This is a genomic window from Candidatus Deferrimicrobiaceae bacterium, from assembly GCA_036504035.1.
In the GTDB taxonomy this organism is placed as follows: domain Bacteria; phylum Desulfobacterota; class Deferrimicrobia; order Deferrimicrobiales; family Deferrimicrobiaceae; genus JANXPS01.
Genome location: DASXVV010000009.1, coordinates 616,060 through 629,767, shown reverse-complemented (window position 1 = coordinate 629,767; position 13,708 = coordinate 616,060). Strand labels below are relative to the sequence as shown.

Genomic DNA, 13,708 nt, shown 5'->3' with positions numbered 1-13,708 from the left:
GATCGGCAACATGCTCGAAAACCTTTATCGGGAATCCGCCATGCTTGCATTCGGGCTCGGGATGATTCGTAATGCTATTTGATGATCGTCGGAAGGAGGTATCTCTTGGCCGTGCATATTTCCAGGTCGATATTTTGTGTCACGATTTCCCTGTTCCTTCTTTCCGGGTGCGCCCATACCCCGATCGGGGAACCCAACCAGGAACACCTCTCTGGAACCAAACCCGGCCCAATGTCCGCAAACAACGGTGTCCGGACCATTTCCGGCCTGGATTTCGATACGACCTGGGACCGGACATTGAATAATTTGTATTTCAAGGGATATCCCATCAAGCGTGCCGACAGGAATTCCGGCACCATCGTCACGGACAAGAAAGTCATGCTCCTGAGCGATTCGGATGCGGATTGCCCGGAATTCAGGGCGTCTCCCTACATCCAGGACAAGCGGGCCATCAAATACGTCTCCCAAGTGATCGTGATCAGATGCGATGGCGGGACCGTGATTCAAGTCGTTTCGAAAATCGATGGGTCACCGGACGATCGCCCGATGGAAGCCGATCAACGTCATTCCTGTACGTCTCGGGGCGTTATGGAAAGGGAGCTGGCCCGGGAGATCATCTCTTCGATGAAACCTTCCCAGCCCCACTGAAAACACCGCTTCCGGCACTTCTATGCAGTAAACGCATACCTCAAGAACAGGTGGCTGCCGGCACGCTTCACGCCCGCGAGCGTTCCCCAGATCGGATGCTCCGGGGCGAATCGTCTCCCGGCGACAAATCCCGGGCGCTCGGCGGAACCATCCCGCCCGGCAACCTGCGGGGCGATCGTCAGGAAAAGCTCGTCCAGGCATTTTTCTTCGAAGAAATCCCCCATGAGCCGCGGCCCGCCTTCCACGAGAAACAAGTTTCCCGGGCGGACCCGCGCGACGGCGGCCAGGATGGCCCCGGCCCCGATCGCACCCTCGCTCTTCGCTTCCGAGATGCCGACGGCCGCGGGGAGATCTTGCTTGCGGATCCGGCGGACGCCTTCCGGGGTTGAAATGACCAGGACCGGGACCGAGCCGGAGCGGAACACGGGAAGTCCCGGGTCGATGTCACCCCGCGCCGTGACGATGACGTTCAACGGCGGCTCGCTTTTTCCCAATGCGGCCCGAAGCTCACGGTACGCGCCGGAAAGGCTCGGGCAGATGGACTCCGCGGTCCAGAGGTGGTTCGGCACGGAACGAAGCGTGCCGGCGCCCACGATCACCGCATCGGCGATCGACCGCAACAGGCCCATGACCATCCGGTCGTGGGGGTTTGCGCCGCTGATGACGCCCCCTCCGGTTTGCCCCGGGACGGAAAGCGACGCGACGCCGTCGAGCGTGGTGACGAAGTTTCCGATGACGTATGGCCGTCCTTCCCTAACGGGGAAGTTCAAAGGGCCATAGAGAGCCGAAAGCTCTGGGGGCAGCGGGAGGTCGTTGCCGTGGTCCGTGTCGAAGAGGCATTCCAGAGGTGCCAAGAGCGTCATCGTGTTTATTGTCCCTCCCGGGAAAGATGATATCCAAGTTTAACTCACTCGCGCTTTTGGAAGTTCTGCGGGGGCACAAGTCGTCTGTCGCGATCGGGGTAAATTGAAGCACGGTTTTTGCCGATAAGTAGGGGGAGTCCGAATCCCGGAGGTTGCCGTGCGCCGTTCGTTTATCCTGCTGGGCCTGTTCTTCGTCTCGCTCCCGTTCGCCTGCGGAGGCGGCGGCGCCATCGCCCCGGCGCCCCCGCCGACCTTTACCGTCACTTTCCAGGCCGGCCCGCACGGCGCACTCTCCGGCACGCTTGTCCAGACGGTGCCTTACGGAGGATCGTGCACCCCTGTCTCGGCGCTGCCGGACAACACCTACGCGTTCGCCGACTGGAGCGGCGCCGGCATCGCGGCGAACTTGGCCAACCCCTTGACGGTTGACAACGTCACCGCCGACCTCACGATCACGGCCGATTTCCTGAGTGCGATCCCCGACCTCGAAAGTTGGCTCCTGGCACACGACAACGTGGCGGCGGCCATCCGGTGGCAGTTCCGGTCCCCGGCGGGCGGCAACGCCTACACCCCGCCCGGCGCGGCCGACATGATCGCCTGGGCCGACTGGTCCCAGGTCCAGAAGGACGCGCTGGCCGCGGCCTACCTCGACGCGGCGGCCTGGCTGCTGAACGGCGCTTCCACGGCCGTGAGCATGCCGCGCTCCGGCGTCTCGGACGCGCCGACGAATTATTATTCTCCCCAGGGCGATTCGGGGGCGGTCATGCAGTGGGTCAGTCCCGCCGATATGTGGAACCTCTACCTGTCGCATGTGGCTTTTTCGCTGGCGCTGGAGACCACGCACGCGGTCCCCTGGAGCCTCACGACTTATTCCGCGGAATCGTTGCGCTACCTGCTCGACAGCGGCACGATGGGCTGGAAGCTGCCATATTCGCCGGTTTCCTTCAGCCTGGGAACCTATGGCGGGGCCAACCTGCCGACGTTCCGGGCCGACAACCGGCCCAAGACGACCTTCGCCCATCCGATGTGGACGTACGGCTGGATGTCGGGGGCCGGGATCATCGGGAGCACGCGGCTCGCGAGCATCGGCGGGGTGCTCGACTGGATGCGGCACAACATGGCCCACTTCTACGGCGCGGAAACCTTCGGCATCTGCGACAACGTGTGGGGATACCGCGGTTATCCGCCCCTCTCAAGGATCGTCGGGGGAACCGTCGACGCCGGCAACCCGCTCGAAGGCGCGCAGCACTGGACGATGGGCTGCCACGGGAGCGTCGGTTTCCTCGCGGCCACGCTCCGGGCGCTCAACATCCCGGTGCAGCCGGTCTGGGTCGGGGGGCACGAGCTCGCCTGCTTCCTCACCGAGCGGCTGTACCTCGACCATGGGGACGATCCCTACAACCAGGTCGTCAAGGGTTCGGCGTCGCCCATCCTCAACGTCCTGATCGACGAGGCCACGTACCAGAGCCGCTTTACCCCGGACCTCACGGTGAACCTCAACAACCCCGGGCCCGGGGTCGTCGCCAATATTGGCAAGGCGGCGGCCGATTTCAGGTGAACGAACCGGATAAACAGGACTGATCGTTTCCGTTCGAGTTGCCGATAAGAGTTACAGGAAGAGAGCGGGAAGGGAGAAACAAGTGGACGCGTTGACCCAGGCTTTATCCTCCGTATCGTCCTCCTGGACCATGCCCAAGTTGAGCGTGTCGTCCGGCGCCGGGGGCGCCCTGTCGCTGACGATCGACAGCTCCGCAAGCCCATCGTCTTCCGGGGATCTGATCCAGAGCGATTCCCTCATTAACAAGGCCATCGATCGCCTGACGCTAGCCGGATCTCCCGGCCCCCCCCAGTCCATCGGAACCCCCGTTGCATCCGCGCAAACGGGGACAAATTCCGCCGCCGAATATCAGGCGGCCGCGGCAAAACTCCAGGCATCCGAAGTGTCGACCTTGCTGGGAGGAGCCGCGGCACAGGTGCAGGAATCGGAAGTGTCGACCCTGCCGGGAAGTTCCGGTTCCGGTTCAGTCGGTGGCGGGATGTCCGACCTGCTGTCCGCCGCCGTCAGCGGGAACGCCAAGGCGACTTACTACAGCGCCCTGATCAAGGCCAGGAGCTCCGCAAGCGGCCTGGACGAAACCGCCTGAGCAAACACCCTCTGCTGATCGAACCTCCTTTTTCGGTCTACCGTTCCGGCATCCGGTGCGTCAAAACGAAAAAGTGATGCCCCATGATGGCGAGCGTGACGGCGAGTCCCACGTGCTGCCGGGCGTGCAGCACGGTGCCTCCCAGGAAGCGCCAATACGCGACACGGTAAGGCGCGACGATTCCCTGCCGGATGAAGGAGCGGCACAGGGCAAGGTAGTCCGACGGCCCTAACTTGCGTTTCGCCGCCGGTCCCATGCGGGAGATCAGAAGGCGCGCCCGCTCGAAATATTCCTTCGGGCTGTAAAGTTTCGACATCACGTCGCGGTAGCCGGACAGGAGCTTCTCCGGGTCCATCCGGGGGATGAAGTTCAGCGACGCCGCCGTGTTGTCGCCGAAACTCCGCTTGATGAGCCGTCCCTCTTCCTTGAGCCGCCGCCACAACCGCGTGTTGGGGAGCGCCGTCAGCAGCCCGACCATCGAAATCGGAATCGCCGCTTCCCGGATGAAGTCGACCTGGCGCTCGAAGATGTCGGGGGTGTCCTGGTCGAATCCGAGGATGAAGCCGGCCATGACCTCGATCCCGTGCTCCTGGATCCGGCGCACGCTCGCCAGAAGGTCGACGTTGGCGTTCTGGTTCTTGCCGGCCGCGCGGTGGCTTGACGCATCGGGCGTTTCGATCCCCAGGAAAACCTTGTTGAAGCCTGCGGCCCGCATGAGCGAGAGCAGATCGTCGTCCTCGGCGAGGTTGATCGACGCCTGGGTATAGAAGGAGAAGGGGAACCGGCGGCGTTTCATCCAGTCGATCAAGCGCGGCAGCATCGCCTTGATCGACGCCTTGTTGCCGACGAAGTTGTCGTCGACCACGAACAGCGACCCGCGCCAGCCCATGGCGTAGAGGCGGTCGAGCTCTTCGATGACCTGCTCCGGCGTCTTGGTGCGCATCGTCCGCCCGAAAAGCTCGATGATGTCGCAGAACTCGCACGAGAAGGGGCATCCGCGGGAATACTGGAGCGCCATAGCGCTGTATCGGCGTTTCCGCGTAAGGTGAAGCTCGGGCGGGGGAACCGTCGTCATGTCCGTCCGCCCGACGGCTTCGTAACGGGTCTTGGGCGTTCCCGCCTCCAGATCGAGGGCGAGCCCGTCGATCAATCCTTCGGCTTCGCCGCGAACGATCGTGTCCGCCGCCGCAAACGCGGGATGCGCGTCGCTCGTAATGGGCCCCCCGACGACCGTCGGCTTGCCCGCGGCACGGCATCGGGCGAGCGCCTTCTCCAGGGATGGCGCCTGCACCATCATGGCGCTCAGGAAAACGACGTCGGCCCAGGCAAGCGCCGCGTCGCCCAACTTCTCCACATTGAGGTCGACCAACTTCCGCTCCCAGTGCGGGGGCAGCATCGCGGAAACCGTGAGCAGCCCGAGGGGCGGGAAGGCGGACCGTTTCCCCTGGAAAGGCAGGGCGTGGCGGAAACTCCAGAACGTGTCGGGAAATTCGGGATAGAGCAGGAGGACTTTCATGCGCTGACCTTCGGGCGTCTTGCGGACCGTCGGTTAAGGGTTGAACCTCCGGCATGGCGAGGGCGTCGATCCTGTCGCGGTCGAGGACCTCAGCCCGGGTATTTCGTCAGCGCTTCGTCGAAGGGCTCCGCGAACTTCCCGATGCCCACCCGGTTGCAGTCGAGTCGGTAGCCCCAGCACTGCTCACACACGCTGCCGTGCCGAACGTCGGCTCCCCGGAAGACGATCGTCGGCGTGACGCCGTCCCGCGCCTGCCCCTGGTAGACGCTGATCTCCTCGTTGCCCTCGCCGAGGTACCTGAAGCCGTCCTTGCCCACCAGCCTGTACGCCTTCTTGAAAGAGCTTTTGGGGAAGAAGCAGTCGCTCCCCCCATGCGGATGTACCATGCCTCCCTCCCTTCGCGGGTTTCTCTAAAATGCAGTTATATTAATACAATTGCGGGAGGATTGTCGAGAGGGGGGCTTTCAGGAGGGCTTTCAGGGCGCAACCGCCGCGAATTCGACGACCGCGGAGGAGGGGCCCGGGGGCCAGAATCCCTTGACGCGGTTCGTTCCGCCGGAGAAGACCAGGTAGCCGTATTTCCCGTAGTGGACGATCTTGCGCGCCGCCTCGGTCGCCGGGATCGCGCCGGGGAGCGGCAGGAAGAGGGCGCAGCGGCGGTCCCGATCGGAGGGATGCGGGAGCGCGGCAAACAGCGTCTCCCCCGGGCCCGTGTGCCGGGTGCCGTCCAGCGTGAAGCCGTTCGTCGAGACCGACAACGCCGGGGGGAGGCGCGGAAGGAGCCCCGCCCGGGACGGCAGGCCGAGGAGCAGGAGGTCGTGCCCGGCGAGACGGTCCGGTGTCGCCTGCGCCTCGTCGAGGATCGGTGCCTTCTCCTGGCCCATCGATGCGAGGAGCACCGACCCGGCGGCGCGCAGTTCCGGCGATCCGCCCTCGGCTAGGATGGCGAGGAGCGAAGTCGACCCATGAATGTGGTTGACCGCGGGCGGGATCTCCTCCGGGGACAGGCGGCGGAAGAGGGTGACGTCGGGATCCAGCAGGAGACTGCGCGGCGGTGCGGCGACGCGCACCGAGAACGCGCTCGAGGCGCCCTGCAGCGCGATCGTGAAGTCGGCGGCCGTCCCGTCCGCCAAGTCGATACGCATGGGGACGTCCAGCGCAAAGGCGGGCCCGGCCTGGACCACGCGGCCCGACAGGTTCCATCCACTTCCTTCCCGCCGCACGGTCGTCCCTTCGAGAGAAAGCACCGGCGCGCCCGGGCGGTCGACCCATTGCGCGAAAAATGGGCCGAACGACTTTCCGCTTTCCTTTTCGAGCGCCGTGGCGAAATCGGCCCACGACGCCTCCCGGAACATCTTTTCACGGACGACCCGGCGTAAGGCGGCCCAGAACGCCCGCTCGCCCGCCCGGACGCGCGCCATGTGGAACACCATCGCCCCTTTCCCGTAGCCGACTGCGCGGCTCGGGGCATCGGTGCGGGACGAGAACCGGGCCAGCGGGAAGTCCTTGTCCGGCGGCACGAGCGTCGCGTAATCCCGCAGCAGCTTCAGCCGGTGCTCGCGCCCCTTCTCCGGCGAGGCCCTCTCGTCGTACAGATAGTCCGCCACGTAACTCGTTAGCCCCTCGGACCAGTTGCCGCTCCCTTCCTTCACCCGCACGCCGTTGCCCCACCAGGAGTGCGCGATCTCGTGCCCGAGGCTCGTGTCGAGAATGAAGGGGAGGCGCACGACGTCGCGCCCGAGCAGCGTCCAGGACGGGAAGCCATAGCCCGACGGGAAGAAATTGTCGGCGATGGCGAACTTGGGAAACGGGTAGGGCCCGAGAAGGTCCCGGTAAAGCGCGAGAAAACCCGCTGCGGCGGACAGGTACCTTTCCGACCGGGGGTCGTTTTCGGGGGAGAAGTAGGTGTAGACGGGTGTCCCGTCCTGCGCGCCCTTTTCCCGAACGATGTACCGGGAGGCGGCGAGCGCCAGCCGCGACCCTGTCGGGGCGATCTCCCATTCGGACGTCGAACGGCCGCCGGCGGCTTCCCGGGCCATCCGGCGCCCGTCGGTCAACGCCTCATACCCTTCGGGCGCATCGATGCGGATCCGGTAGCCGTTCGGGACGGAGACGACCGCCGGATGCCAGCCGGCCTCGGGGGAGAGGAAGGTCCCGTCCCCGGTGATGGTCCCGGAGATACCGTAGCCGGGGTCTTCCGTGTTGACGGGACGGTCCGGGACCGGATCGCGGAATTCCGCCTCGTAGTCGATTCGCACGGGGCTTGTCGGCATCGGGGCCGGCGACGACAGGCGCAGGACGCCGTCCGTGAAAGTGTGGGGAACCGCTGTTCCGGCGACGGTAACCCCGAGGATGCGGATCCCGGGAGCGAGGGCGATCGAGACGGCGGACCTTGGGCCGGGGGGCAACTCGATCGTGTCCGAGGCGGACAGCCGACCGAGCGCCGGCTCGATCGTCACGGAAAGGCGGTGCCGCGCGATGCCGGTTTCGGGCAGGGCCGGCACCCGGTGCTCCCGGACGGCGGCACAGCCGCAGGCGAGCGCCAGGAGCGCCACCAGCGGGAGGAAGCGCCTCGGCCGGAATCCGGAGGTTGTCGCACGCGTGCCCATGACTTCGATTGTCGCGCAAGCGGTTGTCGGGCGCACGGGGGAAAATCGTGGCCCAGCGTGAAATGCCTTTCCTGCGGCTTGCATCTAATAGCGAAAAACAAGGTGAGGGGAAATATTGTCGATCGGGATTCCAGAGCGTGCATTCCCGTGGAGTGTGGCCTTCGCGGCGGCCATGACGCTCGCGATCGGCGGCTGCGCCGTCGGGACCGCGTTCCGCCCCCCGATGGCTCCGGGCGTCGCCTCATATGTCGATCCGGCAATGCCGCTTCCCGGGGAGACGGCCTCCGCGCCTGTCGCGGGCGGGGAGGCCCAGCGCTTCGTCCCGGGGCAGGAGATTCCCGCCCAATGGTGGGCACTCTTCCGATCCGAGGCGCTCGATCGATGGGTTCGGCAGGCGTTGGCGGACAGCCCGACGCTGACCGCCGCGCAGGCGACGCTTCGCCAGGCGCAGGAAATCCGGGTCGCGCGCGCCGGGGGACTCCTCCCGTCCGTCGATGCCGGGGCTGCGGTATCACGCCAGCAGGTGCCCGGCGCCACGCTCGGGCAGTCGGGCCTCCGGACCTCCCCGTTCAACCTCTATAACGCCTCGGTGAACGTCTCTTACACCTTCGACCTCTTCGGAGGGACGCGCCGGGAGCTGGAGGCGCTCCAGGCGCAGGTCGACTACCAGCGGTTCCAGCTCGAAGGCGCCCGCCTGGCCCTCACCGCCAATGTGGTTACCACGGCGATCCAGGAGGCGTCGCTGCGCGCCCGGATCCAGGCGACGCAGGAAATATTGGCGCTCCAGGGGCAGATCCTTTCGACCGTCGAACGGCAGGTCGCCCTGGGGGGCGCAGCCCGTCCCGACCTGCTTGCCCAGCGCGCGCAGATGGCCCAGCTCCGGACGACGCTTCCGCCGCTCGAAAAGGAGCTCGCACAGACGCGCCACTTGCTCGCGGTGCTGGCCGGCCGCTTCCCGGCCGAGGCGTCGGGTGTCCCCGAGTTCCGGCTGGAGGGGCTGCAGCTCCCGCCGGCGCTTCCCGTCAGCCTTCCGTCGTCGCTGGCCCGCCAGCGTCCGGACATCCGTGCCGTCGACGAGTTGATGCGCGCGGCCGGCGCACGGGTCGGCGTGGCCACGGCGAATCTCTACCCGCAGGTCACGCTTTCGGGAAGTCTTGGTACGAATGCTTCCCGCATCGGCGATCTGTTCGGGCCCGGCACGGCGGCATGGAGCCTCGGGGCGGGACTCCTGCAACCGATATTCCGGGGCGGTGCGCTGACTGCGGAACGGCGTGCCGCGGTCGCGGTTTACGACCAGGCGGCGGCGCAGTATCGCGAAACCGTCCTTCAGGCGTTCCGGAACGTGGCGGACGTGCTTCGGGCGCTGGAGGACGACGCCGTTGCACTCGCGGCGCTTGCGGAGGCCGAGACGTCCGCGCGCGATTCGCTGGGCCTGACAAGAAAGCAGTTCGAACTCGGCGGGGCGAGCCATCTCGCGCTTCTTCAGGCACAGCGCCGGCACCAGGAGGCGCGAATCGGGCTGGTCCTGGGGCAGGCGGCGCGCTTCGCCGACACCGCCGCCCTGTTCCAGGCGCTGGGGGGCGGGTGGTGGAACCGGGAAGGGGAGGCTGCCATTGCGGCGAAACCATAAGGGAAACGGAAAGGGAAACGGGGTGAAGGCCGAATCGAACCCGGGGAGGACGGCGCGCAATGGCCTCTGGAAGCGGATAGCGGTTGTCCTGGCCGGACTGGCCATCCTCGTCGGCGCCCTGGCCGGCGTCAAGGTGCTGCAGATCCGGGCGATGATCGACCAAGGCAAGAAGTTCGTCCCCCCCCCGGAGACGGTCAGCACGGCCGAGGCGCGCGCCGAGTCGTGGGAGCGCTCGCTCACGGCGGTCGGCTCCCTGGTCGCGGTCCAGGGGGTCACCGTGGCCGCCGAGCTTCCGGGCAAGGTGGTGCGGATCGCGTTCGAGCCGGGCAGGCGGGTCGCCGCGGGGGCGCTGCTGCTCCTCCAGGACACCAGCTCCGAGGAAGCGCAGCTTCCGGGTGCCGTGGCCCGCGAGAAGCAGACGTTGAGCGTCCTCGACCGCAGCGCGAAGATGCTGGCGGAGCAGATCGTCTCGCAGGCGGATTACGACGCAGCGGTCTCCGACCACGAGCAGGCGGCGGCCCAGACGAACGGAATCCGGGCCGCGATCGCGAAGAAGGCGGTTCGTGCTCCCTTCGGAGGCCGGCTCGGGATCCGGCTGGTCAACCTCGGGCAGATCCTCCGGGATGGAGACCCGATCGTCACCCTGCAGACGCTCGACCCGATCTACGTGAACTTTACCCTTCCCCAGCAGCAGCTGGCCCATCTGCACCCCGGCCTGCCGGTCCGGGTGACGTCCGATTCCCTTCCCGGCGCCACCCTCGCCGGGCGAATCACGACCGTGAGCCCGCTGGTCGACGCCGAGACGCGCAACATCCAGCTGCAGGCGACGATCGCCAACCGGTCGGAGCAGTTGCGGCCCGGCATGTTCGTCAACGTGTCGGTCGGCCTGCCGGCCCGGCAGAAGGTGCTGGCGATCCCGGCCACGGCCGTTCTTTACGCGCCCTACGGCGACTCTGTATTCGTCGTGGCTGCCGACAACGCGGGGAAGGGGGGGCTGGCGTTGCGGCAGCAATTCCTGCGGCTCGGCGAGCGGCGAGGCGACTTCGTCGCGGTCGAAGGAGGATTGAAGGCGGGGGAGCGCATCGTCAGCACCGGCGTCTTCAAGCTGCGCAACGGTCAGGCCGTGGTGGTGGACAACCGGCTCAGCCCCGCGTTCCGGAAAAGCCCGGTACCGGAGAACAATTGACGCGATGAAGATCACCGACCTGTTCATACGTCGTCCCGTCCTGGCGCTGGTGGTCAACCTGGTGATCATCATCGCCGGCCTCCAGGCGATCCGGACCCTGAACGTCCGCCAGTACCCGCGCAGCGAGAACGCGACCGTCACGGTGACCACCGTCTATATCGGAGCGAGCGCGGAACTGGTGCGCGGCTTCGTCACCTCGCCGCTCGAACGCGCCATCGCAGCGGCCGACGGGATCGACTACATGGAATCGCAGAGCACGCTCGGGCTCTCGACGATCAGTGTACGCCTCAGGCTCAACTACGACTCCACGCGGGCGCTGGCCGAGATCAGCTCCAAGGTCGACCAGGTGCGCCGGGATCTCCCTCCCGAGGCGGAAGTGCCGGTCATCAACATCGAGTCGGCCGACAGCCGTTTCGCCTCCGCCTACCTGAGCTTCAGCTCCGACCTCCTGCAGCAGAACGAGATCACCGACTACCTGGTGCGCGTCGTGCAGCCCCGCCTCTCCGCCGTCCAGGGCGTGCAGCGGGCAGACATCCTCGGGGCCCGCACCTTCGCCATGCGCATTTGGCTCAAGCCGGACCGGATGGCGTCGCTCGACGTCAGCCCATCCCAGGTGCGGCAGGCGCTTGCGAGCAACAATTTCCTGGCGGCACTCGGCAGGAGCAAGGGCGCGTACATCCAGGTCAACCTCACCGCCGACACGAACATCGGTACGGCGGACGCATTCCGGCGGCTGGTGGTGCGCGAGAAGAACGGGACCATCGTCCGCCTTGGCGACATCGCCGACGTCGCGCTGGGGGCGGAGGACTACGATTCCGAGGTGCACTTCTCCGGGAAGACCGCTGTGTTCATGGGAATCTGGCCGCTGCCCAACGCCAACTCGCTCGACGTCATCAAGCGGGTTCGCACCGAGATGGAGTCGATCCGGCACGACCTGCCGACCGGCCTGTCCGGGGTGATGGCCTACGACGCGACCGACTACATCTCCAACGCCATCCACGAGGTGCTGAGCACGCTGGGCGACACCCTCGTGATCGTCATGATCGTCATCTTCCTGTTCCTCGGCTCCTATCGTTCGGTGCTGATCCCGGTGGTGGCGATCCCGGTGTCGCTGGTCGGCGCCGTCTTCCTGATGCAGCTCTTCGGGTTCACGGTCAACCTGCTGACGCTGCTGGCCATCGTCCTGTCGGTCGGCCTCGTCGTCGACGACGCCATCGTGGTCGTCGAGAACGTCGAGCGGCACCTGTCCGAGGGGAAGACTCCCCTGGATGCGGCGCTGGTGGGCGCCCGCGAGCTGGTCGGTCCGATCATCGCCATGACCGTCACGCTGGCGGCCGTCTACCTGCCGATCGGGCTTCAGGGGGGGCTGACCGGCTCGCTCTTTCGCGAATTTGCCTTCACGCTGGCCGGGGCGGTCACCATTTCGGGGATCGTGGCGCTGACGCTGTCACCGGTGATGTCGTCGCGGCTGCTCAAGCCGGGCGAGGGGGAGCGCGGCCTGGCCGGCCGGATCACCCGGGACTTCGGCCGCCTCCGGGCTGCGTACGGAAGGCGGCTCGATGCGACGCTCGCCGCGCGTCCGGCCGTCTACATGGTCTGGATCGCGGTCTCGCTCTGCGCCGTGCCGATGTTCATCATGTCCTCCAAGGAGCTGGCACCGCTCGAAGATCAGGGCGTCATCTTCGGCATCCTCGATTCCTCCGCGAATTCGACCCTGGATCAGAACCGGATTTACGCCGCCGAGGTCAACCGGGTATTCCGGAGCGCGCCGGAGACCGAATTCACGTTCCAGGTCACTTTTCCGAGCACCGGTTTCGGCGGCATGGTCGTGAAGCCGTGGGACGTGCGGAAGCGCACGATCTTCCAGATCCTGCCCGACATCCAGAAGGGCTTCGCGCGGATCCCCGGTACCCGCATCTTCGCGGTCACCCCGCCCGCGCTTCCCGGCGGCGGCGATTTCCCGGTCGAATTCGTCCTGGCGTCGACGGCCGACGCCACGCAGATCCTGGAGTTCGCGCAGAAGCTCCAGCTGGCGGCCATGAAGAGCGGGATGTTCGCCTTTCCGCCGCTGATCGACGTCAAGATCGACCAGCCCCAGACCGAATTCGTCATCGACAAGGACAAGGTGGCTTCCCTGGGCCTGAGTCTCGAACAGGTGGGCCGGGATCTGGGCGGGATGGTCGGCGGCGACTTCGTGAACCGGTTCGACATCAAGGGCCGCAGCTACAAGGTCATTCCGCAGATCCAGAAGGTCGACCGCCTCAACCCCGACCAGCTGGAAAACGTCCGGGTAACCGGTCCGAACGGCAATCTGATCCCGCTGGGCGCGATCGCCACCCTGCGCGATTCGGTCGTGCCCCGTTCCCTCAACCGGTTCCAGCAGTTGAACGCGGTCAAGATCAGCGGCGTAGCCATCCGGCCGCTCGACGAGGCGCTGCGCTTCATGGAGGACGAGGCCGCGAAGATCCTTCCGAAAGGGTACGTCATCGACTACACCGGGGAATCGCGCCAGCTCCGGACCGAGGGGAACCGGTTCCTCCCCGCCTTCGGCCTGGCCGTCGTCCTGATTTTCCTGGTGCTCGCGGCGCAGTTCAACAGCTTCCGCGACCCCTTCGTCATTCTGGCGGGCTCGGTCCCGCTCGCCATGTTCGGGGCGCTCATCTTCACGTTCCTCAAGATGCCCGACCCGAACCTCCCGTTCTGGACCCGCGGCTGGACGACCACCCTCAATATCTATTCGCAGGTCGGCCTGGTGACGCTCGTCGGCCTGGTATCCAAGAACGGCATCCTGATCGTCGAATTCGCCAACCAGCTGCAACTCCAGGGGTTGTCCAAGCAGGAAGCCGTCCGGCAGGCGGCCATGATCCGCCTACGCCCGATCCTCATGGTCAGCGCCGCTACGATCGCCGGCCACTTCCCGCTGACGCTCGTCACGGGCGCGGGCGCCGCCGCGCGAAACTCGATCGGCCTGGTGCTCGTGGGGGGAATGTTTATCGGCACCCTGTTCACGCTGTTCGTCGTGCCGTCGATCTACATGCTGATCGCACGCGGAAAATCGTCTTGTAACACGGCCGAAACAGGCTTGTAATAAATATCAGATAGGAATACGAGA

10 protein-coding genes are annotated in these 13,708 nt (G+C 66.1%); 6 read left to right on the top strand and 4 right to left on the bottom strand.

The window, feature by feature from the left end:
- The first annotated feature begins 105 nt into the window (after positions 1-105).
- Positions 106-648: a hypothetical protein gene (locus VGK27_08570; protein HEY3490158.1), complete on the top strand. Its 543-nt coding sequence runs from the start codon at positions 106-108 to the stop codon at positions 646-648.
- 20 nt (positions 649-668) lie between these two features.
- Here the strand turns inward: VGK27_08570 and VGK27_08565 are convergent, their stop codons facing one another.
- Positions 669-1,511 carry a dihydrofolate reductase family protein gene (locus tag VGK27_08565; protein ID HEY3490157.1) on the bottom strand — a complete coding sequence of 281 codons (843 nt, stop codon included), beginning with the start codon at positions 1,509-1,511 and terminating at the stop codon, positions 669-671.
- 157 nt (positions 1,512-1,668) lie between these two features.
- On the opposite strand from VGK27_08565, the gene VGK27_08560 reads away from it, so the two are divergent.
- Both VGK27_08560 and VGK27_08555 read left to right on the top strand, forming a co-directional pair.
- Complete coding sequence (locus VGK27_08560; GenBank protein HEY3490156.1) at positions 1,669-3,069, top strand: hypothetical protein; 1,401 nt, start codon at positions 1,669-1,671, stop codon at positions 3,067-3,069.
- 91 nt (positions 3,070-3,160) lie between these two features.
- Positions 3,161-3,655, top strand: a complete 495-nt coding sequence (locus VGK27_08555; protein ID HEY3490155.1) for a hypothetical protein — start codon at positions 3,161-3,163, stop codon at positions 3,653-3,655.
- Positions 3,656-3,692: 37 nt separating this feature from the next.
- Here VGK27_08555 and VGK27_08550 read toward each other — a convergent pair whose 3' ends face one another.
- The 3 genes from VGK27_08550 to VGK27_08540 form a co-directional block, all read right to left on the bottom strand.
- Entirely contained in the window at positions 3,693-5,171 is a 1,479-nt protein-coding gene (locus VGK27_08550) for a DUF4070 domain-containing protein (GenBank protein ID HEY3490154.1), read from the bottom strand.
- A gap of 89 nt (positions 5,172-5,260) precedes the next feature.
- A complete protein-coding gene (locus tag VGK27_08545; GenBank protein ID HEY3490153.1) occupies positions 5,261-5,557 on the bottom strand; it encodes a hypothetical protein in 297 nt (98 codons plus the stop codon).
- A 90-nt stretch (positions 5,558-5,647) separates the two neighbouring features.
- A complete protein-coding gene (locus VGK27_08540) occupies positions 5,648-7,780 on the bottom strand; it encodes a M1 family aminopeptidase (protein HEY3490152.1) in 2,133 nt (710 codons plus the stop codon).
- 115 nt (positions 7,781-7,895) lie between these two features.
- On the opposite strand from VGK27_08540, the gene VGK27_08535 reads away from it, so the two are divergent.
- From VGK27_08535 to VGK27_08525, 3 genes are read left to right on the top strand one after another with little or no spacing between them, the layout of a single operon-like run.
- Positions 7,896-9,410: an efflux transporter outer membrane subunit gene (locus VGK27_08535; protein ID HEY3490151.1), complete on the top strand. Its 1,515-nt coding sequence runs from the start codon at positions 7,896-7,898 to the stop codon at positions 9,408-9,410.
- The gene (locus VGK27_08530; protein ID HEY3490150.1) at positions 9,394-10,596 is read left to right on the top strand and encodes an efflux RND transporter periplasmic adaptor subunit; all 1,203 of its coding nucleotides are present in this window, start codon (positions 9,394-9,396) and stop codon (positions 10,594-10,596) included. Before VGK27_08535 ends, VGK27_08530 begins: the two co-directional genes overlap by 17 nt.
- Positions 10,597-10,600: 4 nt before the next feature.
- Complete coding sequence (locus VGK27_08525) at positions 10,601-13,684, top strand: efflux RND transporter permease subunit (GenBank protein ID HEY3490149.1); 3,084 nt, start codon at positions 10,601-10,603, stop codon at positions 13,682-13,684.
- Positions 13,685-13,708: the final 24 nt, after the last annotated feature.

What these genes read in the sequence shown, in the direction of transcription:
- VGK27_08565 (HEY3490157.1), bottom strand. Translation starts at nt 1,511, where the DNA reads ATGACGCTCTTGGCACCTCTGGAATGCCTCTTCGACACGGACCACGGC.
- VGK27_08550 (HEY3490154.1), bottom strand. Translation starts at nt 5,171, where the DNA reads ATGAAAGTCCTCCTGCTCTATCCCGAATTTCCCGACACGTTCTGGAGT.
- VGK27_08545 (HEY3490153.1), bottom strand. Translation starts at nt 5,557, where the DNA reads ATGGTACATCCGCATGGGGGGAGCGACTGCTTCTTCCCCAAAAGCTCT.
- VGK27_08540 (HEY3490152.1), bottom strand. Translation starts at nt 7,780, where the DNA reads ATGGGCACGCGTGCGACAACCTCCGGATTCCGGCCGAGGCGCTTCCTC.
- VGK27_08525 (HEY3490149.1), top strand. Translation starts at nt 10,601, where the DNA reads ATGAAGATCACCGACCTGTTCATACGTCGTCCCGTCCTGGCGCTGGTG.